The following is a 22,531-nucleotide window of genomic DNA, read 5'->3' as shown; positions in this document are numbered from 1 at the left end:
GAGGTTTTGAAAAAACACTTTGCATTTTCGCAGCAAGATGTTTTTAGTGGCCGAACTGGAGGTATCACAGGATTAGATCGTATACCATTGTTTAGAAAAGTGATACCTGGTGTAATGAGAACATCTGAAGCGTTTGCGGTAATTGGTGTTGGGAAAGGAAAATATAAGGGAGATTTAGTAATTTCCATTAGAGGGACGCAAAACGCCAATGATTGGGTAACCAACCTAAATGTAGGCCTTAAAGGCTCTCCAAATGGCTCTATTGCTCATGCTGGATTTATTAATTCATTTTCAAGTATCAAACAATATTTACAGCAATTCCAAAGTTTACCTAACCGAATTCATTGTGTTGGGCATAGTTTAGGAGGGGCTCTAGCTTCATTATGTTCTGATTGGCTGAGAGAAGAGTATTCATTAAGAGTGAATTTATATACTTTTGGCGCACCTAGAGTTGGTTTAGAACCATATTCCCGTAAATCTAGTAAAAGCAACGACAAAGTATACCGCTGTACTCACGGCGCAGATCCTGTACCTAAAGTACCTGTCTGGCCATTTATTCATGCGCCACATAATGGCGATGAGTACCGCTTAGACGCTAGTACTGGCTTTAATTTAAATGCTCATAGTATGTCTAGCGAAACAAGTTTAGGGTATTTAGATAATGCTAACTCCGAAACGTGGGGAGCAATAAAAGTCAGATCTAACAAGTACTTGTATACTCCTACTAGATTTAAGTTTGAGCACAGAAACCAAGCATCATTTACAGAGTATTGGTCAGAAAGAATTCAAGCAGCATTAATAACATTATTAAAAGATACTGGCTTGTTTTCAGCAATAGCAGCCCAAGCCACAGTATCTACTGGAATGACATTTTATGACATACTCGCTAGAAATATAGAAAAAGTAGCTAAAGCATCTAAAGTAAGAGAATCACAAGTCAAAGGGCTTTTAGGCCATATGCTGGTGTTTATTGGAAAACCAGTAACAGCAATTGAAGATATGTCTGCAAAATTTATTAGAAATGTTTTTCTTATGGTATTTGGAAAACTTTATCGAGCAGCACAAATGGCTATTAGCGCTGTACAATAAATTTTCAACTTAATCCGCCATCGAATTCAATTTTTCTCTGGCTCGTTCTTCGTGTTCTTCAGTAATGGCATTGCCGACTGAGTTAGCGGCTAAGGTAAGCGCTGCCATGTCATCGGTAAAGCCGACGCCTGCTAACACATCTGGCACCATATCGGTGGGTAATACGAAGTAAGCCAATGCGCCACCTAAAATCGCCTTATGGCGAACGGCGGTGTTGGAATCTGTCATCGCGAGCCATGATTTGATGCCCATAACGGCAATTTCTTCACCCGCTTTCTTAACCGACCCTTTCATTTTGCGCCAGAATGTTTTCTCATCTGGCGCTTGCATCGTTTTATCTTTGGCGTCTTTCGGCGCCGATTTTACAGACATTGTTGTGCTCATCGTTGCCTCCGAAATTTATGACTGTGGCCAACATATTAATAAATCGAACCTGAACGCAAGATTAATAACAAGAAATGATAGTAAAGTGAAACAAAAACACAGATAGAAAAATCCCCAAACCGAAGTCCGGGGATTATTGTCTTGGGAACCAAGCTTTAGAAGCAGAATGCCTTATTGAGCAATCTTCTCCAGTACACGCATCAGCATTTTGATACGTGGTTCGATAGACTCAAGCAACAAGTACTCTTGGTCACTGTGGAAACCTGCACCGATAGGTCCTAGACCATCCAAAGTTGGAACGCCAAGAATTGCCGTATTGTTTGCATCAGAGCCGCCACCCACTTCTTTCCAGTTGATGTCGATAGCCAGTTCACTTGCTGCGTCTTCAACTAATGCCATCAGGCTTTCGGTTTGCGCGCTTGGCACCATAGAAGGTTTGTAAGCTTCACGAACCAACTCGATGCTAACGCCATCAACGAATGGTGTTTCCAGCATGCCGTTTAGCTTGCTATCGACATCATCGTATTCTTCATTACTCCAGAAACGCACATCCACGATCGCTTCAGCGTGCTCAGGGACGATGTTTGCGCCGTTACCGCCAGACACAATACCCACGTTTAATGTGGTGCCAGATTCGAAGTTCGTCATGGCATTGATTACGAGAATCCAGTTCGCCATCTCGGTGATTGCACTGCGGCCATTTTCTGGCTCGTTGCCAGCGTGGGCTGCAATGCCATTAAACGTGATTTTGTAACGCGCCATGCCTTTGCGCGCTTTGACTAAACCTCCGTCTGCGCGTGCTGCTTCTGCCACCAATACGTTTTTCGCATTTTTTGCAACAGATTGAATCCAGTCGACCGAATCTAACGATCCGGTTTCTTCGTCTGGGTTCATGCAGATACAAATCGACAGTTTATCCAACACCGCCTGGTCGAGGTTACGCATCGCGTACACAATATTCAGCAAGCCAGATTTCATGTCCGAGACACCCGGACCGTACGCTTTGTCAGCGTCTTGAGACATAGGGCGTAATCCAGCGGTGCCGACAGGGAACACGGTATCCATGTGACCAATCAGCATCACGTCAACTTGCTCAGCCTCAGGCTTGTTTCGAACTTCAAGACCGATGCCCGCTCTGCCACAGTCGATGCGTTTTACGCTCCAACCTGACATCGCTTGGTACTTCTCTTCAAATTGAGAAGCGATGAACTCAATGCCATCAGTCGTGTACGTGCCACAATCGACATTGATGAGAGGACGAAGTTCTTCGAGATATTCATTGAGAGAAAACTGCATGATTGCCCCCTAAACAAATAAGTTCATGACTAGCATTGCGCCAAATGCGTTCAATACGGAAATCGCAATCATAATTGGGATATAACGACCTTCAGTACCGATAGGTCCCATAATTCGCCCCATGTACTGAACCTGTGAGCCCATTAGGTAAATTGCAGGTGCAAGAATCGCAATGTGCGTACCGTTCAAGATGCCTTGGTCAAACAATGTGATAACCACGCCAACTGCGCCGCCCATCGACATCCAAGCACCAATCAGCACCGCAGCTGCTTCACCTGGCAAACCAAAAACCGCCATTACTGGAGAAAATACCGAGCCCATCAAATCCAACGCGCCAGTAATCTGTAACGCTTTAATGATGACAAACGCCATAAGAACGTTAGGCACGGTTGATGTTGTCGCAATAACCCAGCCTTTTTTAGCGCCTTCAACGAAAATATCCGTCACCATCGGCTTACTTGCTTTTACGTCACTCATTACGCCGTCTCCTCTTTTAAGTTCTCAGATTTGTTTTGATCTTGCTTGTCTTCTTTACCTTCTGTGATGTTTAGGTAGATACGGAATAAGTTCGCGCCCACAATTTTAAATAAGAACATCACCACAACCGCCAAACCAATAGAAGACGTTACGGCAAGCGAACCATCCGCCATCGTCAGCGTAAACAGCACCGCCCCTGAGGAAAAAAAGTTAACAATGGTGGCACCAGCGGTGAACTGGAACATAGTGAACACATCGGTTTCGCGTTTGGTAAGATGGCCTTCATCTTTAAGCTGACGAGTCATCGCCGCACCTGCGTCGGTACTTTGCAGCGAAGCGATAAGAGCCAAACCAGAATTACCCGGAATACCCATAGTTGGACGAAGAAGCGGCGTTAACAGTTTGCGTGCTGCTTCTAGTGCGCCATAGTGCTCAAGTACATTGATCATACCCAGTGCGAACATAACGGTAGGAATCAAAGTAAGTGCAAAAATGAAACCGTCACGTGCACCGCTACCACCAGTACCACGAAGCGACGTTGTTGCAACTTGCACACCGTCAGCCGTTTCGGTGACGCCATAAGCCACCTTGCCGAAAGAGCCATTCAACGTGGTGAAATCAAATACGCCATACCATTCATTCGATTGCATGAGACCAGAAAAGAAGACGACCGCAAACGCCAGTGCAGCGTAGCACCCCAGCGTAACCTTGCGCTCGGTTTGAACAGGATTTTTCATAACATTACCTACACATGTGGGACAGGACACATATGTTCACTCGAATAATGTGCTAGAGAGATGATCAAAATCAATCTGCCTGCCGAACATTCTAGCGACTCAGTTATGAAGTTTTGTTTTATGATTTTAATCACATTTGAAAGATAATAAAAATTTGTGCTAACAATTAGGTATATTAATCTATATCGATACCTCAGGACTTCTTCATCAACCCGACCAATGATTCTGACGAATATTGCTTTCTACAACATTCATGACGTACTTCATACTTTGGTATTGAGGCGATATCGATTAACTCGAAAGTAACATTCCATAATGAAATTTAGGTTAGGATTGTCCGGTCATATGCAAACGGCATAAACCAGAATCAACAGGACTAGGCAGCCCATTGTTACGCTCACAACCTAAAATAGCCAAGTGGACACTCGCCCTCGTGTTTTGGGTGGTGATGGTATGTTTAAGCCAAAACTCCGGCTTCTCGAAAAGCTGCCCTAAGGCTCACCAAATACAGAGTCAGCAAGATGAAAGCGTGAATTTATCACCATCTTGCGACCTTTCAGAGAAGCTGGTTCAAGCGTACCAACACCAGTTGGACCATATTCTTATTCCATTTTTTCTGTTTGCTTTGATTGTGGCGCTGCCGATGGCATCCATAGCAATTCATTATCTGGAATACACAGAACCGATACCGGAAAAGTGTCGGGTTCACCTAAAACTTTGTGTGTTTAGAGAATAAACCTAGCAAGGCGAGAGACCTTCTCGCCTGACTTTTGTACGTATTTTATTCACTTCACATAACAAACAACGAAATCTAAAAGTTTTAGGAAATATTATGACATTCACTCGTACACTTTTGACGTTAATGATGGCTATCGTACCTGCCGTATCTTTCGCATCAGAAAAGACCGCAGAACAAAAGCTAGAGGAAGTTACTCAGATACTAAAAGAGAATCCTCAAATTCTTGATTCATTACACCAAAACCTTCAAGAGTACATTGCGTATCAACAGTCATTTGGAGATACCTTGAAGGAGGTTCGTCACTATCTAAGTGATGGCAAACATTCCTCTTTTGGAGCTGAAAACCCTGAGTTAACCATTATTAACGTAACGGACTACAGTTGCCCTTTTTGTAAACGTTTAGAAGGAGAACTGGTCAAAGTTGGCAAAGAATATCCGCAGATAAAAGTGCTTAACCTCAATGTCTCTTTTAAAGAACAATACGAGAAAAACGGCTACAACTCGGCAAGTTACGCATTAAATGTTTGGCAAAACCAGCGAGATAAGTACGAACAAGTGCATGAGTTACTGGTGAAAAAGCCGGGCGCACATGATGCACGTTCGTTAAAACAAATCGCGAAAAAAACGGGTACAGAAGCGCAGCTTGTCGACGACAAAGAGACCAAAGCGCTGCTTGATAAGAACTATCAGTATTTCACGCAACTTGGTTTACGCGGCACGCCTGCGTTGATCATTAATGATCAAGTCATTCCTGGCTATGTGCCGTTTGACGAGCTAGAAAAAGTCATCGACCAAGAACTGGCGAACTAAAACAACAAAGCCCTTCCTTGATAACTCAAGGAAGGGCTTTTTATTTATCGACATAAAGAGCGTTTAGTTACTTATTACGTCCTACAAACGCCACGACGACTTTGTCATTGCCAAGCAAACGAGAGAACACATACGCGCCTTCTTGTTCAATCACTTCGTGCTGACCCGCACCAATCGCTGGGTGCGCTTTACGAAACTGACCAAGGGTTTGCCAATGTTTCAGCAGCGCTTGCTTCTCATCCGATAGTTTCCATACCATGTCAGAGCGTGTGCCTTGGTGGAAATCATCCGCGTAAGGGCCAATGTTACGACCTACTTCATCACCATAATAAACCTGAACCGCACCTGGGCTAAGAAGCAATGCGTTCGCCGCGTTACGTTGCATGCCGTAATCTTTAAAACGTGAGAAAAACAACTCCGTATCGTGAGAAGACATGTAACTGACTGGGTTGAAGTCTTTCTCGTTCGCGATAGTTTCCGCATAGCTTTGGTAAGTGTCTGCCATTTGGCTAAAGCACGCCGCGCCTTTGTCTAGCTTCTTCTGCATATCGAAGTTGATCAACGCGTCAAAACCATCATCGAAATAAGGGCTGCGATACGCGGTGTGTCCCCAGACTTCGCCCATCATCCAGAACGGCTGACCTGATTTGCCATTTTCTTTACGCCACTGTTCAAGACTGCTTGATGCCTCTTCTTTCAAGCGTTTCCACACATCACCTTCAACGTGCTTCACCGTATCGACACGGTAGCCATCAATGCCAAAGCGTTTCACCCAATCAGTTTGCCACTCAATTAGATAATCCGAGACGGTGTAATTGTCACGCGCCTTTACGCGAGTACCAGGGTTATCCAATAACCATTGCGCTGGCTTCACGGTTTTGTCTGATTCGGTGATAAAGTCAGGCAAACCCGCCAATGACATAGTGATATCACTGCTACCCGAAGCTGGGTATCCCGGTAGACCTGTTCTTACCCAGTCACCGCCCCACCATTTCGACCAGTTAGGACTCTGATAATCAATATTCTGGTGGTAGCTATGCCAATTTTCGCCTGCTTTTGGTTGCCAGTCGCCCCATTTCTTGGGCAGTTCGGCATTAGGCTTTAACACATCGATACCATCAAACTGTAGATCCGCCAATGTTGAGTAACCAGAATGGTTGATAACCGCATCCATCAAGACTTTGAGGCCACGCTTGTGCGCTTCTTCCACCAGCGTTTTTAAATCTTCTTCGTTACCGAAGTTCTCATCAATCTTGGTGAAATCGCGCGTCCAGTAACCGTGGTAAGCATAAAACGGGAATGAACCACTATCGCCACCACCGACAAAGCCGTGCACTTGTTCAACGATTGGCGACAACCAAATCGCGTCTGTACCTAGGCTCTTGATGTAGTCCAATTTCTCAATTACACCTTTAAGGTCACCGCCGTGGAACGTACCAACTTCATCTTTGCCGTCTTTTTTGCGACCATAACTGGTGTCGTTACTTGCGTCTGCGTTGTTGAAACGGTCAACCATCACGAAGTAAATGTTCGCGTTTCGGTAATCAAATAGCACCGCTTCTTTGGTTTTCTGTACAGGCTCTAAAAGCACTAGGCCGCCAGAGTCTTTGCTTGGCGTCAGCGATACTTGCTGATCTTGCACTTCAACCATTTGACCAGAATAGGCATCACGCAACTTGGTACCATCTGGGAAGCTATCACCCAACGCAATGGTGACTTCTCCGCCTTGGTAAACCTCACATTGCACTTGTGGAATTGGGCGTTTGAACTCACTCTTGGCGGCTTTCTTAGGTTCACGCTTAAAACGCAGTGTTTTGGCTTCCGCATCAAAAGCAAAAGAGTAATCGCCGGTAAAGCGGATTTTTAACGGCAGTTCCGTTGGTTTTCCGCAGTTCAGCGCAAGAGGTTTGTTGAACTTCACTTTCTGACCATCGGGTGCAACGCAATCACCTTCAACGCCCGTGATTTTAAGCGTGTATCCGTCTTTGGTTAGAGGCACTACCAAAGGCTGCTCTGCACTTAGCGGGAAGTCACGGCTGTTAGTCGTGGTAGAAATGGTGATGTTAGGCTCGGCGATGGCACTTGCCGACGCAAGCAGTAAAGTAGTGGTAATCAGGTTCAGTTTCATCGTTCAGTCCATTGGTAGCACATGGTAACCATGCACATTTATTAGTTTTATTCACACTAATTGTGCCTAGATAAGAAACTGAACACATCATTCTAACTGCCTACGCCCCAAAGGGTGTGACGCTTCACATTTTATTGATATAGGGGCGTAGTTCTATTTAAACACAATGGATTTAGGAACTTAAAGTTGCACGCTGCCAAGATTGCTCATTTGATTCATTGCCCATCTTGTGCGGCGAGCAGTGTAATCACTTTGTGGATAGACTTTGATTCGATATGGGTTTGGCAACACCACGGCTAAACGCGCTGCTTGCCACTTCGAGAGTTGCTTTGCACTGACACCAAAATAATTCTGCGCCGCCGCTTCAGCACCGTAAATACCGGGACCAAATTCAGCCACATTTAGATACACTTCGAGAATGCGCTCTTTACTCCACATCAGCTCCATCAGCAAAGCAAAGTAAAGCTCGTAAGCCTTGCGAGCGTAGGAGTGAGAAGGAAACAAAAACACATTTTTCGCGGCTTGTTGGGTAATAGTGCTCGCGCCTCTCGACGGGCCATTGTCACCTGCTTCGGCAATCACGTCGAATAGCGATTCGAAGTCCAATCCATAGTGATGAGGGAATTTTTGGTCTTCGGTCGCAATCACCGCTAACTGCATATTTTTTGAAATACGCGACAAGGGTACCCATTCGTGTTGGCTGCTATTTGGATAGTTCTTTGGTGGCGCAACAATGCGGCTTAACTTCCATCCCCATATTGGCGGATCGACATATTTCACCACACCAACCAAAACGACTGGGGCGATCAGAAATATCAACACCATTTTAAATAGAAATGACTTAAGCCTTTTCAACATGTGTGGCTCCCCAATGCATTAGCGATTGATGATAAACAAACCAGCGAGCTTGCCTGATTCAATCAGGAACAACAAGTTTTCGAGGTAAAAAATAGGTCAAAAAAAGCCCGATTTACATTGTAAAACGGGCTTAGAATTTGATTAGGTTGAATTATTTGTTCAGCTTGTAGAACACGGTTGAAAGAGGTGGTAAACGAAGCTCAAGTGATTGAGGCAGTGATTCACTTTCGACTTTTTCCGTTTTCACACTGGTCTGCACTTTAAAATCGCTGCCGCCGTATTTGCTGTCGTCCGTGTTCAGCAGTAGTTCGTATTGACCTGCATTTGGAACACCTAAACGGAAACGCTCGTGTGGTACGGGCGTAAAGTTGGTGATGATGAGAATACGCTCACCCTCTTTACTGATACGCTCGTGCGCTAGGATACTCGCATCCGCTTCGTCTTGTAGACGCCACTCAAAACCAGCAGGAACACAATCTTGATCGTGCATCGCCGCTTCATTTCGGTACAAGTGGTTCAAATCTCGCATCAGCTTTTGAACGCCTTGATGACGCTCATATTCCAGCAAGAACCATTGCAACTGATCATCGTGGTTCCACTCCGCCGTTTGGCCGATTTCCGCGCCCATGAAGTTCAGCTTTTTGCCCGGTTGACCATACATGTAACCGTAGTATGCACGTAGGTTTGCGGTTTGCTGCCATTCATCGCCCGGCATCTTGTTATGGATAGAGCCTTTGCCGTACACCACCTCATCGTGAGAGAGAGACAAGACGTAGTTTTCGCTGTGCGCATAAACCAACGGGAATGTGACGGTATTGTGGTGGTATTTGCGGTGAACAGGATCTTCTTTGATGTATGAAAGACTGTCGTGCATCCACCCCATATTCCACTTGAAGCCAAAACCTAAACCACCCATAAAGGTTGGCGCAGACACCCCCGGAAACGCCGTTGACTCTTCCGCAATCGTCATAGCATTCGGGAAGTGCTTGTACACTTCTTCGTTCATCCATTTTAAGGTTGCGATTGCGTCGTAGTTTTCGTTGCCACCGTCGACGTTCGGTACCCACTGATCGTGGCTACGTGAATAATCGAGATAGAGCATCGACGCGACTGCGTCCACGCGAATGCCATCAATATGGAATTGTTCAAACCAGTACAGCGCATTCGATACAAGGAAGCGACGCACATGTTCACGACCGAGATCGTAGATGTATGAGTTCCAATCTTGGTGCCAACCGCGACGTGGGTCCGGGTCGTGGAACAGCGGTGTGCCGTCAAAGTTTGCTAAACCGTGGTCATCCGATGGGAAATGCGCCGGAACCCAATCCAGCACCACACCGATACCAGCTTGGTGACATGCATCCACGAAGAATTTGAAATCATCAGGAGAGCCGTAACGGCTAGTTGGCGCAAATAAGCCAACGGGTTGATAGCCCCATGAACCGTAGAATGGATGCTCAGAAACAGGCATCAGCTCAACGTGGGTGTAGCCCATATCCACAAGGTATGGCACCAACTGCTCCGCGAGTTCGCGGTAGTTGAGGAAATCGCCTTTCTCGTTGCGCTTCCATGACCCTGCATGCAGCTCATAAAACGATAACGCTTCATCACGCTTTTGTGTCACTGCGCGATTTTGCCATTTGGCATCTTGCCATTGGTAACGCTTGTGATCGTAAGTAATGGACGCGAACGATGGGTATTGCTCAGAGTAAAAACCCCAAGGGTCTTGTTTGTGTGGCAGCCCTTCCCCATTTGGCCCTTTGAGCTCAAATTTGTACTGAACGCCTTCTTCTAAGCCAGGAATGAACAAACCCCAAATGCCATAATCTAAACGTTGCATTGGGTGACGACGACCGTCCCATTGGTTGAAGCAACCCACAAGGCTAACAGCCGATGCATGCGGTGCGTAGACAAGGAAGCGAACACCGGAGATGTTTTCACCGCCACGTTCTAGCGTGACAAAGTGTGCGCCCATATAGTGATACATGTCTTTGGGCGTATGCAGATGCTCGTACTCTTGGTAAATATTGTGGTACTGGTACGGGTCATCAATAATTTGTTCAACACCATTCCAATCGACCGCTAAACGGTAGTGGGTCAGGTGTAAATCGCGTTGTTCTTTTAAGATAAAACCGCTGTCACCATCACGCTCAAGCGCCACGCGAGGTTCGCCATTAACAAGCAGTTCAACCTTGTTTGCGCCCGGCATCCACACTCGCAGCGATCCTTCGCCATCATCAATGAATGGCCCCAACGCCGAAAATGGGTCTGAGTAAGCCGCCTCAGCAAGCAGTTCGTATGCGCGTTCGTGTTGTTTCTTTATTTTCTTGGTTTTGGTGGTTTTCAAATCTTTCTCCCTAGAGCCAATATCCTTTTCAAGACCAGAAATCTGAATCAAACATCGGTTTCTCCACAGCCAACGTTGTGAACTCACAAAAGACTTCGCTTAAAACATGTATGCATCAAGCGATGTCAAAAACAAAAAATGCCCGCTATTGTCGCGGGCATAATAACGGTACTTCATCCTAACGGATTGTGTTTTCGGAATGAGTGACCTAGACGGAACTTTCGTACCTCTGAGCTAACAAAATTGGTAATCCGCTCATTCATCTACGTCACTCTACGCATCTTATTTGCTCGCCTGTGCGCGAACTTCAGTGAGGCGTTTGGAAATGCGATTCACATCTTCACGGCTGAAGATTTCATCTAGGTTCATCGACAATTTACGACGCCAGTTTGGATACTCATCCACCGTGCCAGGAATGTTGACCGGTTGATCCATTTCTAGCCAGTCTTCAAGCTGAACGCTAAGCAGTGCAGAGTCACCCGCAGCTACGTGCAGTTGCAGCGCTTCGCTTAGGTACGAGTCCATCGGTACGTACTGAGCATCATGACCAATGCCTTCTGGCAAATAGCCGTGCCAGCGAACGCTGTCTAAGATACCTTGCTTGCACTTCAAGCGATCAGCAAATAAGCCTTCCAACTGTTTCTCATCTGGGTAAAGGCCAATCTCACGACCCATTTTCAAATCATCGCAGTGCCAGAAACCACGCAGGGTTGGCATGTCATGCGTACACAGTGCCGCCATCGATTGCTCTGCGTAGTGCTTCGGAGAAATGAACCCACCGTCTTCTTTCGAAGTTTCGAAGAAGAACACTTTGTATGAGTGCACACCTGCATCGCGTAGGATATCGACGATTTCATCTGGCACAGTACCTAAGTCTTCACCAATCACAGAGCACTGATGACGGTGCGACTCAAGCGCTAGGATTGCGAGCATATCTTCCACTGGGTAGTACAAGTAAGCGCCTTCTGTCGCTTTCTCGCCTTTTGGAATCCACCAAAGGCGAAGCAGGCCAAGTACGTGGTCGATACGCAGTGCACCACAGTGCTTCATGTTGGCACGTAACAACTTGATGTACGCGTCGTAACCAGTCGCTTCTAAAACTTGAGGGTTAAGCGGTGGCAGACCCCAGTTTTGACCCAGAGGACCAAGTACATCCGGCGGCGCACCGATGCTGGCGTCTAACACTAAGTTACCGTCGTCGGCCCAAGTTTCACTACCTGAGTCGGCAACACCGACAGCAAGGTCACGGTACAAGCCAACAGCCATGCCTTTTTCTTCTGCCAGTGACTGCGCTTCTTTGATTTGATCGTCTGCGATCCACTGTAGGTACATGTACAAGTGAACGCGGTCTTGGTTGTCTTTGATGTATTTCTGAGTGCCGGCTGCGTCGAATGTGCGGTATTTCTCAGGGAATACAGGCCAACCCCACATGTTTGAATCTTCTGCGTGTAAATCCGCATGAAGCGCATCGAATGCAGCTTGGTGTAACAAGCTGTCGCCGCCTTTTTCGACAAAATCCAAGAATGCACGAGCGCGGTCGGTGTTTTTGTCTAAATGGCGAGCTTTAAACTCACTAAACAGCAGCGGAAGAACGCTCATTTTCAGTTGCGAAACTTCTGTGTAGTTCACCCAATGAGAGTCACGTGCTTTTTGTAGACGCTGTTGAAACTCTGCACTGCCAACACGTTGCTGAGCTTCAGCACTCAGTGCGAATTCAGGTACAGAACTTACGTCGATGTACATGATATTCAACCAACGACGAGAAGACGGGCTGTATGGGCTCGCGCCTTCTGGGTTCGCTGGGAACAGTGAGTGAATCGGGTTCAAACCAATGAAGTCACCGCCACGAGAAGCGATATCGCTCACCAACTGTTTTAGGTCACCAAAATCACCGATACCCCAGTTGTGCTGAGTACGCAGTGTGTAAAGCTGGATACTAGGACCCCATAGCTTTTTATGTTGGTTTAGATCGTCTTGTTTGAAACACGCTTTCGGCGTGATGATCAATGACATCTCGTAAGGCGTTTTACGACGCTTACGGCTGACAATCAATTTGTGATAACCCCAAGCCAAGTTCTTTGGCAATGCAAACACTAGAGGGCCACCCTCAGCACGCTCATCACGAACAATTTGGGACTGAAGATAGCCTTCAAGTACCTCTCCTTGTTCTGTTTCTAAACGCCAGCTGAATTCACTCTCACGAGCACTCGTACCTAGGTTTAGTTCCACTTCGACTGGTTCGCCGTCGCGTAAAACAAGAACAGGGGCTAGTACGTCTTTTTTATGTTTCTTTTCAGCAGAAGCCAATAGTTTTTCATCGCTGCTAGTATCGTAGCCAAGCGAAGCGAGCAAGCGGCGTAGCGTCTCCTCAGACACTTTTGCCTCATCTCCCCAAGCACTGACATAGCTATCAGCCAATCTCGCCATTTCCGCGACTTTCTTTAATGCTGTTTGTTCTTTCATCGCTTTCTCCGAAGGTAATACCAACACCTTCCATGTAGGGTTTTATTGTTATCAATAACTTCTTTTGGAAAATGACCAAAGGTAGCGCTTGGCTACCTTGGTCTTAACTCTGTTCTATTAACGGTGAACCGCTTTTAGTTTCCAGATGTTGTTCACATAGTCGCGAATTGAGCGATCTGAGGTGAACTTGCCGACAAGGGCGGTATTAAGAATGGCTTTCTTCGCCCAACCAGCTTGGTCTTTGTATTGTTCGCTCATGTCTTCGTGCGCTTTCACGTAAGATGCGAAGTCCGCAAGACATAAGTACGGGTCACCGCCGTCTAGTAGGCTGTCGTACGTTGCACGCAGTAAGCCTGGTTGACCTGGAGTGAATTCTTCACCCAGTAGTAGGTCCATAGACGCTTTGAGTAGGTGATCCGCATTGTAGTAATCAAATGGGTTGTAACCTTGAGCTTTCAGCGCTTTCACACCTTCAACGTCTAGACCGAAGATGTAGATGTTCTCATCGCCTACTTCTTCACGAATCTCAACGTTAGCACCATCCATCGTACCGATCGTTAGGGCACCATTAAGCGCCATCTTCATGTTACCAGTACCTGATGCTTCTTTACCCGCAAGTGAAATTTGTTGTGATACGTCCGCCGCAGGAATAATAATTTCAGCCATGCTCACGCGGTAATCAGGAATAAAGACCACTTTCAGCTTGTTGCCGATGCGAGGGTCGTTGTTCACTTTCTCAGCAATCTTGTTAATAGCGAAAATGATTTCTTTCGCTAGGTGGTAACCCGGTGCCGCTTTCGCTGCGAAGAACACAACGCGAGGCACACATTCGAAGCCTGGTTCGTTAATAATGCGATGGTACAGAGACAGTACGTGTAGAAGGTCTAAGTGCTGACGCTTGTACTCGTGCAGACGCTTGATTTGAACATCGAAGATCGCATTAGTATCGAGTTCAATACCCATGTTCTCTTTCACCCAGTTAGCTAGGCGTTCTTTGTTCTCTTTCTTCACTGCCATGAATTCTTTCTGGAATTTCTCGTCAGTGGCGTACTTAGCGATGCCTTCTAGTTGCTCTAGTTTCGCTGGCCATTCTGGACCGACTTTCTCTGTGATTAGCTTAGAAAGACCTGGGTTACAGAACTTCAACCAACGACGTGGCGTAATACCATTCGTTACGTTGTGTAGACGTGTTGGGTACATTTCGTGGAACTCTGGGAATAGGTCTTTCTTAACCAATTCAGAGTGAAGCGCCGCTACACCGTTTACTGCGTAAGAGCCAATTACACATAGGTTTGCCATGCGAACCATGCGGTGGAAACCTTCTTCGATGATAGAAAGCTTCTGTTGTTTCGCGACATCACCCGGCCACATTGCACGTACGTCTTGTAGGAAGCGGTGGTTGATCTCGTAAATGATCTCCATGTGACGTGGTAGTAGGTGCTGAATTAGCGACTCTGGCCATGTCTCTAGTGCTTCTGGAAGTAGCGTGTGGTTGGTGTACGCAAATGTTTGAGAGCTGATCTCCCAAGCCGCTTCCCAAGTAAGACCTTTTTCGTCCATCAGGATGCGCATTAGCTCAGGAATCGCAATCGTTGGGTGCGTATCGTTCAGCTGAATAGTCTCTTGCTTCGGTAGATCCGCTAGCGAGTAGCCAGCAGCTTCGTGGCGACGTAGGATGTCACGTACAGACGCAGCTGAGTGGAAGTACTGTTGCATTAGACGAAGTGTTTTACCTTTCTCGTGGTTGTCATTCGGGTAAAGCACTTTAGTGATGTTGCCTGCGTCGATCAGTGCGTGCTGCGCTTCGAAGTAGTCACCGTTGTTAAAACTTGCTAGCGAGAACGGTGCAATTGCCTGACATTCCCAAAGACGTAGCGGGTAAACCGTGTCTGATTCGTAACCTACGATTGGTAGATCCCAAGGCATTGCTCTTACAGACATGCCAGGAACCCATTTGCGAACTTCTTTACCGTTCTCGTTAACCACTTCAACGTGACCGTAGAAACCGATCTCTTGTGCAAGTTCTGGACGAGCAATTTCCCAAGGGTAGCCTTCTACACCACGCCATGCGTCAGGTGCTTCTTGCTGGCGACCATCTTTGAAAGACTGTTTGAACAAACCGTATTCGTAGTGCAAGCCGTAACCGACGGTTGGGAATTCTTGTGCCGCACATGAATCCATGAAACATGCCGCTAGACGACCAAGACCACCGTTACCCAATGATGGGTCACGTTCTTCTTCTAGCAGGTCAGTTAGGTTGTAACCCAGTTCAGCCATTGCTTCTGTTACTTGTTCGTACAGACCCATGCTGATTAGGTTGTTACCCGTCAAACGACCGATAAGGAACTCTAGAGAAAGGTAGTTAACGCTCTTCGCACTTTTAATGCGTGGATCTTCTTCAGTAGCAAGCAAATCTAAAGTAGTGAACTCAGCCAGTGCATGACCCATTGCTAGGTACCAAGCGCGGCTGTCTGCGTTTTCAATCGTGTGAGCGTAAGTTACAGATAGGTGTTTCTTTACGCTTTCTTGGAACGACTTCTTGTCAAATTGTTTTTGTTGAGTAGGTTTCATTACGAAATTCTCACGTCTTTTGGTAATTCATCTGCCATACATCGTGCATTTACCTCTGTGAATAAACATCCTCCTAATTCTCCTCCTTTGAAGGAGGAGGGCTGAGGGCGTAGAGGGGGTACCATTGCTAGGTTAGTGATCCAAATCTCAACAAAGTGAGCTTTGCTCCAGTTCTTAGTGATTTTGATCACAATGGAATATGAGAAAGGTTAAAACCCGTTCATGACGCTTTTTATAGCCCACTCATCTGATGATGTGAAAATTGTAATATTGGTCACATTAACTTGGTTAACATGGAAAGATTTTTCATAATCGATGTGCAACGCGATCTTAACGCTAACGACACAAACGATATTTAAGTGACAAGAATCACAAATAAAGGGCGTAGTTGATGGTAAATCCATCAACCCTTGAGAATTAGGAAGTGGATCAAAGTAACGGACATTTCTGATGTCGTACCATCCCACACGGCTCACAGGATTGTACGCTTTTTATACAAACTAGAATTAGGCGGTGTGAGTTATTTCTAGTTTTCGCTAGCTTTTATATCTAAGTGACCGTATGGAATGCTTTTTCAGACGGATGCAAGCCCCAACAAGAGGCGACATCAACCAGCATTCAAACAGTTTTTGATGCCGGTGAAATCATTCAGTAAGACGAAGCTTTCGAGGGGGCCTTACTGAAATGATCATGTCGCAATCACTTGGGTATACATAAATAAGGACATAATTACTAATGTGGATTCCATCTAAGCTTACTCGACCAGGACGCCTGCACAATGCCATCGTGCGCCCACGAGTGTTGGACTTACTACAGCAAGCGCCTTACTACAAATTGGTTTTATTCCGCTCCCCAGCAGGTTACGGAAAAACCACCATGGCAGCGCAGTGGCTATCCGATAAACCAAACGTCGGTTGGTACAGCATTGATGACAGCGATAACGACGGCTTTCGTTTTGTGAACTACCTGCTTCAAGCATTAAACAAAGCCACCAACTTCAGTTGCTCTAACGCACAAAAACTGGCGGAAAAACGCCAGATCTCTTCTCTACGTTCTTTATTCAGCGAAGTATTCGCGGAAATGGCAGATTTTCATCAAGAGTGCTACGTGGTGCTGGATGACTATCACTTGATTACCAACGATGAAATCCATGAATCCATGCGTTTCTTCTTAAAACACATGCCAGACAACCTCACCGTTGTGGTAACAAGTCGTGCAGCGCCGCCTCTGGGTACTGCAAACTTACGTGTTCGTGATTTAATGATCGAAATCGGCAACGAGATGTTGGCGTTCGATACCGAAGAAACGACTCGCTTCTTTAATCAGCGTATTGCCGATGGCATCGACGAAGACATGGCAAACAGCCTCAGAACCTATGTGGAAGGTTGGCCATCGGCGATGCAGTTGATCGCGTTGCAAGCGCAACATCAAAACCGTACATTGGCACAAACCGTAGAGTCGGTATCGCAGTTCAATCACGCGCATTTGTGGGATTACCTGGTCGAAGAAGTATTTGACCTACTCGATCACGAAACTCGTCATTTCTTGATGCAAGTTTCCGTGCTTGACCACTTCAATGATGAGTTGGTGTTTGCCCTCACCCAACGCGAAGATGCGCTTGGTTTGATCGAATCATTAAACCGCTACGGCTTATTCATCTACCCACTCGAAGGGGAGCAAAACTGGTTCCGATTCCATAACTTATTTGGCGAGTTTTTGTCTCATGAGCGCCAAGCGCGTATTCCTCAGCAAGAAAAAGATCTTCACCGCAATGCAGCTGTTGCCTGGTTACAACAAAAAGCACCGCACCAAGCGATTCACCATGCACAAAAGTCGAACGATAAAGACTTGGTGGTAGAAATTCTAAACGAATTCGGCTGGAAGATGTTTAACCAAGGCGAGCTCAGCACACTGGAAAGCTCAATTAATAAGTTGGATGCTGAGCTTCTGTTCAGCCACCCAAAACTTACGATGCTCCGAGCTTGGTTGGCTCAAAGTCAGCACCGTTATAACCAAGTAGGCCACCTGCTTGAAGAAGCGGAAGAGGAGCATAAAAAGCGTAACATTGAGTTAGATATTCATTATCAAGGTCAAGCAAACGCGCTGCTTGCTCAAGTGGCTATCAACAGCAACCAGCCAGAGAAAGCACTCGAATTAGCGGAGCTAGCACTTAGCCAACTTGATAACACGATTTACCGTAGCCGCATTGTGGCAACTTCGGTTGTTGGCGAAGTTAACCACGTGCTAGGTAAACTCGACCGCGCGTTACCGATGATGCAACAAACCGAGAAGCTGGCTCGTCAGTACCAAGTTTACCACCAAGCGTTATGGGCGATTTTACAACAAAGCGAGATTTTGATTGCGCAAGGTTACGTACAAGCCGCCTTTGAGCTGCAAGATTCCGCATTCCGTTTGATTGAAGATCAGCAACTTCAACATGTTCCTCTGCACGAGTTTTTGCTGCGTATTCGTGCGCAAGTGCTTTGGTGCTGGAACCGACTTGATGAAGCAGAGGAATGTGCCTACCGAGGTCTACAAATTCTCGAAAACCATTCGCCAAGTAAACACTTACACAGCTACTCGATGCTGGCGCGTATTGCGGTTGGCCGTGGCGAGCTAGACAAAGCCGGTAAATTCATTGAGCATATCCAACACTTGATGAAACAGTCGACTTACCACGTAGATTGGACAGCAAACGCTTCACTATCGTTGATCCTGTTTTGGCAAGCGCGCGGGAATACCGATGCAATGCAAGAATGGCTCAACACTGCGGTTCGTCCTGAATCGGCATGCAACCACTTTTCACAATTGCAATGGCGTAACATTGCACGTGCACACATCAACTTAGGCCAATATACCGAAGCGCGCGCAGCGTTAGATTTCCTCCAAAGTGAAGCTCGTCGAACCAACCTGATCACAGATACTAATCGCAACTTAGTGGTCGAAGCAGTGTTTGCTGCTCGCCAAAAAGACGAAGAGCAAGCAAAAGCATTGCTAAAAGAAGCGTTAGTGATGACAAACCAGACGGGGATGGTAGGTAATTTCCTCATTGATGGCGCCACCATTGGCGGGCTACTGGAGAAGTTAAGCCTACGCCATGAGTTAGGCGATCTAGAACGCCACCGCGCTCAACAATTGATGAAGGATATTTCCTCCAATCAGCGCAGCCGCTCTATTCACTTTGATGAAGACTTCATTGAGAAGCTGGTAAACCACCCTAACGTACCGGAACTGGTTCGCACAAGCCCACTGACTCAACGTGAGTGGCAGGTGCTTGGTTTGATTTATTCTGGTTTCAGCAATGAGCAAATCGCGCAAGAGCTTGATGTGGCAGGCACCACGATTAAAACTCACATTCGCAACTTGTACCAAAAGCTCAATATCGCCAATCGTAAAGAGGCCATTGTGACAGCTGAAAATTTACTCCAGTTGATGGGGTACTGATCAGCTCAAGAAAACAGATTAAAACCTAAAGTGAAATACAAGGGGTTGGCGTGATGCGTCAGCCCTTTTTTATGAGTCTAGAACGAGAGAAGTGCAATTTGCAAAGCACGTAAGTAACGTTGTTCATATAAAAAAATAGCCAACCGCAATAATCGCGATTGGCTTATATTTAGTGTGAACAAATTGTATTCACTAACAACGTCAGTTGGCTAGGTGACCCTCGGCTTAAGAAGGGTCGAGCAGTATTATGCATTAATCATGCCAAAATGCAAAGACTTATTTTTGGGCACAGGATCTCATATAAAGTGAATTTGTCTATATAAAATATAGCAAAATGCAAATTCAATTATCAAATTGCATTTGCATAATGCAACAGGCGTAGCCATTGATAGTACAGTTAATTATCTCAATAATGTAAACCAAATGTTAAGATATCATTGTATTTGAATCACCTCATAACCTGTAACAACAATAAGCAATTGCTTGGATATAAAACCCAGTAGCTACAGCACTATTTCATACTTTTTTCGTCGCAATGTTTGTATACTCTGTGCCATCGAAACGACTTAGCATTAGAGCAATGAACTACTTAATTACTTTCTTCAAAGGAATCGCCATGGGCGCAGCAGATGTTGTTCCTGGCGTATCAGGCGGCACCATCGCGTTTATCACCGGCATTTACGATACGCTGCTTGAGAGCATTCGACGCATTAACCCATCACTTTTCTCTATTTGGCGAAAAAAAGGGGTTAAAGCCGCCTTTAATCACATCAACGGTTTCTTCCTTATCGCTCTGTTTGCCGGTATTTTCACCAGCATTGCTACGCTAGCAAAGTTGATCACTTGGCTTCTTGACACACACCCCATCCCACTTTGGTCATTTTTCTTTGGTCTGATTTTGGTATCGGTCTATCACATTATTCGTCAGGTTGAACAACGTGATCTTATCCGCTTCGTGACTTTACTTGTTGGTGTCGGGTTTGCTTACAGCATCACCGTGCTTAAACCTTTACACATGGAACCAACGGCTATTAACACGTTGTTCGCTGGTGCTATCGCGATTTGCGCGATGATCTTACCGGGCATCTCTGGCAGCTTTATCTTGTTATTGATTGGGATGTATGCGCCAGTATTAGCCGCCGTGAAAGGCTTCCAAGTCGATACATTGGCGCTGTTTTTGTCAGGTTGTGTGATTGGTTTGCTGTCCTTTTCGCATCTATTGTCGTGGTTACTACGCAAGTTCCGCGATTTCACTCTGATGTTTTTGACAGGCTTAATGATTGGTACGTTACCAAAGATTTGGCCTTGGAAAGAAACCATCACTTGGCGCACCAATTCAAAGGGTGAACAAGTGCCCTTGCTACAGCACAACCTATCACCATTTGAATTTGAACACGTGACATCACAACCTTCTCAGTTAGTGCTTGCCGTTGTGATGATGCTTGCTGCCATTGCGCTGGTTTTGAGCCTCGAAAAATTTGCAGATTCAGACAAGTAACTGCGGTATCAAATCAATACGGAATCAACAAACAAGAACGGAGCCAATTGGCTTCTTTCTTGTTTGTTGGCAAAGAGAAAATCATCGCAATTGAAAATCTTTATGGGCTTGATTCACCCCCCCCTACACCGCGCGGTTATTTTGATCTCTGTCATCGAGGCACAACGCACAATTTATCTAGGCCACGAGTTGGCGAATGACGCTTCTGTGCTACGATGCAGGTAATGTTAAGTGATAAATGCTGAACCTTAATGAAAGTGTTACAAATCGCCGCTGTTTCAGCCGCACTGGTTGCGGGATTTTATGCCCCAACTTTACTAAAAAGCTTTTCTTCATCCACTCCGATCAAACCGATAGATGAGTATTGCGTTCTCTCTACTGCCTCGTGCGTTCAAGAGAATGTTACGATGACGCTCAACGCAGATACTGCTCAACCCTTGGTCCCTACTACTCTGAATGTTGAGTGGCACACAAGCGATGCTGAGCAACTCGTCCTAAGCCTTTCAGGAAGAGAAATGGAGATGGGAGAACCCAAGTTTTTACTGAAGCAAGTCGCTCCCGGTCGATATCAAGGTGACATCATTCTGCCGGTTTGCACTCAAGACGCCATGACATGGGTTGGTGAACTCAGTGATGGAGAGAGTACCGTTTACCCTGCTATAAAAATGCAAAGATAAGGAATCGTTATGAGCCGCAATTGGTCCCTATTTCTCGTAGTTGCTTTCGCCCTCGGGTTTGGCGTAAAAAGCTATTTAGATAATCAGAAAACGAAGCCAGAGCAAGTGGATAGTTCCACGTCTCAACAAACGGTATTGTTTGGGGAAAATAACCAAGCCGTCAATATCTTCGATGTGAATGACCCTCGCATTCGAGTCGTCTATTTTGGTTTTACTCGCTGCCCGGATGTTTGCCCAACTTCGCTTGCTATGCTAGCAGGAGCCCTAAATCAGATCGATGAAGCGCAAAAAGCGCAACTGCGCCCAATGTTCATTTCTTTAGATCCAGAGCGTGATGAGGCCGATGCCTCGGCGAAATATGCCCATTACTTCCATCCTATGATTGAAGGCCTATCGGCACCGCTTGATGTAACCACACCTCTGGCACACAACTATGGCGTAATTTTCCGAAAAACCGAATTGGAAGGCTCGGAGCTCAAATACACGCTTGATCACAGCTCTTACTTTTACTTCTTGAAGCCGGATGGCACGTTAATCACCAAGGTACCGCATACACTCTCGCCGGCACCGATTGTTGAAGCCATTTCAAAACTGACGACTGAAGGCTCCTCAAATGACAGTTAAGTCAGCGCTGAAACAGTTTTTCAGTTTCCTAACTCAAACCAACCCCAATGTCGAACAAGACGTCGATACGATCATTGACGCCATTGGGGGGATAGAAAACCTGCTAGAAACTGGAGCATGCGCGACTCGGCTACGTCTTACCCTCAGAACGACGTCCATCATAGATAAAAATGCACTCAAAAATCATGGCGCACATGGCGTCGTGATACTGGATGAGCGTCATGTCCAAATCATATACGGCTTAAAAGCCAACACGTATTCGCAGATAATGGAAGAGCGCATCAACAAACAAAGCTAATATTTTCGCAGTATAGCTACCCTCTAAGATAAAGGGCGGCTATACTCTCTTGGCTTAATTAATTCACTTATTTATTAACCAACGAAGAGGA

Annotated in this window: 17 protein-coding genes; 8 read left to right on the top strand and 9 right to left on the bottom strand. The window is 46.0% G+C overall.

The window, feature by feature from the left end; translation table 11 throughout:
• The first annotated feature begins 6 nt into the window (after positions 1–6).
• A complete protein-coding gene (locus NL645_RS15095; protein WP_240312167.1) occupies positions 7–1,089 on the top strand; it encodes a lipase family protein in 1,083 nt (360 codons plus the stop codon).
• Between the two features lie 9 nt (positions 1,090–1,098).
• Here NL645_RS15095 and NL645_RS15090 read toward each other — a convergent pair whose 3' ends face one another.
• From NL645_RS15090 to NL645_RS15075, 4 genes are all read right to left on the bottom strand, one after another.
• A complete protein-coding gene (locus NL645_RS15090) occupies positions 1,099–1,473 on the bottom strand; it encodes a YkvA family protein (RefSeq protein WP_253651956.1) in 375 nt (124 codons plus the stop codon).
• A 171-nt stretch (positions 1,474–1,644) separates the two neighbouring features.
• Positions 1,645–2,769 carry a M20 family metallopeptidase gene (locus NL645_RS15085; protein ID WP_253651955.1) on the bottom strand — a complete coding sequence of 375 codons (1,125 nt, stop codon included), beginning with the start codon at positions 2,767–2,769 and terminating at the stop codon, positions 1,645–1,647.
• Positions 2,770–2,778: 9 nt separating this feature from the next.
• A complete protein-coding gene (locus NL645_RS15080; RefSeq protein WP_085342508.1) occupies positions 2,779–3,246 on the bottom strand; it encodes a YjiG family protein in 468 nt (155 codons plus the stop codon).
• Complete coding sequence (locus NL645_RS15075; RefSeq protein ID WP_253651954.1) at positions 3,246–3,983, bottom strand: nucleoside recognition domain-containing protein; 738 nt, start codon at positions 3,981–3,983, stop codon at positions 3,246–3,248. The genes NL645_RS15080 and NL645_RS15075 overlap by 1 nt, the downstream gene beginning before the upstream one ends.
• Before the next feature lie 448 nt (positions 3,984–4,431).
• Here NL645_RS15075 and NL645_RS15070 point away from each other — a divergent pair, with 448 nt between their 5' ends.
• A complete protein-coding gene (locus NL645_RS15070) occupies positions 4,432–4,719 on the top strand; it encodes a hypothetical protein (RefSeq protein ID WP_309248908.1) in 288 nt (95 codons plus the stop codon).
• 96 nt (positions 4,720–4,815) lie between these two features.
• Complete coding sequence (locus NL645_RS15065) at positions 4,816–5,532, top strand: DsbA family protein (protein ID WP_006740805.1); 717 nt, start codon at positions 4,816–4,818, stop codon at positions 5,530–5,532.
• A 67-nt stretch (positions 5,533–5,599) separates the two neighbouring features.
• Here NL645_RS15065 and NL645_RS15060 read toward each other — a convergent pair whose 3' ends face one another.
• From NL645_RS15060 to NL645_RS15040, 5 genes are all read right to left on the bottom strand, one after another.
• Positions 5,600–7,660: an alpha-amylase gene (locus NL645_RS15060; RefSeq protein ID WP_253651952.1), complete on the bottom strand. Its 2,061-nt coding sequence runs from the start codon at positions 7,658–7,660 to the stop codon at positions 5,600–5,602.
• Between the two features lie 180 nt (positions 7,661–7,840).
• Positions 7,841–8,518: a monofunctional biosynthetic peptidoglycan transglycosylase gene (mtgA, locus tag NL645_RS15055; RefSeq protein ID WP_253651951.1), complete on the bottom strand. Its 678-nt coding sequence runs from the start codon at positions 8,516–8,518 to the stop codon at positions 7,841–7,843.
• Positions 8,519–8,669: 151 nt separating this feature from the next.
• Positions 8,670–10,865, bottom strand: a complete 2,196-nt coding sequence (glgB, locus tag NL645_RS15050; protein WP_253651950.1) for a 1,4-alpha-glucan branching protein GlgB — start codon at positions 10,863–10,865, stop codon at positions 8,670–8,672.
• 282 nt (positions 10,866–11,147) lie between these two features.
• Entirely contained in the window at positions 11,148–13,328 is a 2,181-nt protein-coding gene (malQ, locus tag NL645_RS15045) for a 4-alpha-glucanotransferase (protein WP_005396760.1), read from the bottom strand.
• Between the two features lie 117 nt (positions 13,329–13,445).
• The gene (locus tag NL645_RS15040; RefSeq protein WP_005396762.1) at positions 13,446–15,899 is read right to left on the bottom strand and encodes a glycogen/starch/alpha-glucan phosphorylase; all 2,454 of its coding nucleotides are present in this window, start codon (positions 15,897–15,899) and stop codon (positions 13,446–13,448) included.
• A 735-nt stretch (positions 15,900–16,634) separates the two neighbouring features.
• Here NL645_RS15040 and malT point away from each other — a divergent pair.
• The 5 genes from malT to NL645_RS15015 all read left to right on the top strand — a co-directional run bounded on the left by malT (position 16,635) and on the right by NL645_RS15015 (position 22,440).
• Positions 16,635–19,343: an HTH-type transcriptional regulator MalT gene (gene malT, locus NL645_RS15035; RefSeq protein ID WP_005396763.1), complete on the top strand. Its 2,709-nt coding sequence runs from the start codon at positions 16,635–16,637 to the stop codon at positions 19,341–19,343.
• 580 nt (positions 19,344–19,923) lie between these two features.
• On the top strand, positions 19,924–20,841 hold the full coding sequence (locus tag NL645_RS15030; RefSeq protein ID WP_041853110.1) for a DUF368 domain-containing protein: 918 nt from the start codon (positions 19,924–19,926) through the stop codon (positions 20,839–20,841).
• Positions 20,842–21,092: 251 nt separating this feature from the next.
• Entirely contained in the window at positions 21,093–21,518 is a 426-nt protein-coding gene (locus NL645_RS15025) for a hypothetical protein (protein ID WP_074190343.1), read from the top strand.
• Between the two features lie 9 nt (positions 21,519–21,527).
• Positions 21,528–22,142, top strand: coding sequence for an SCO family protein (locus NL645_RS15020; protein WP_006740812.1), 615 nt, complete (start codon positions 21,528–21,530; stop codon positions 22,140–22,142).
• Positions 22,132–22,440, top strand: coding sequence for a PTS transporter subunit EIIB (locus NL645_RS15015; protein ID WP_048625441.1), 309 nt, complete (start codon positions 22,132–22,134; stop codon positions 22,438–22,440). The genes NL645_RS15020 and NL645_RS15015 overlap by 11 nt, the downstream gene beginning before the upstream one ends.
• The last annotated feature ends 91 nt before the right edge of the window (positions 22,441–22,531 follow it).

It is taken from the genome of Vibrio sp. Y51_MX_L26 (assembly GCF_024181935.1).
Lineage (GTDB): Bacteria > Pseudomonadota > Gammaproteobacteria > Enterobacterales > Vibrionaceae > Vibrio > Vibrio diabolicus.
The sequence above is the reverse complement of the archived record's forward strand: the minus strand, read 5'-3'. Positions and strand labels throughout refer to the sequence as shown.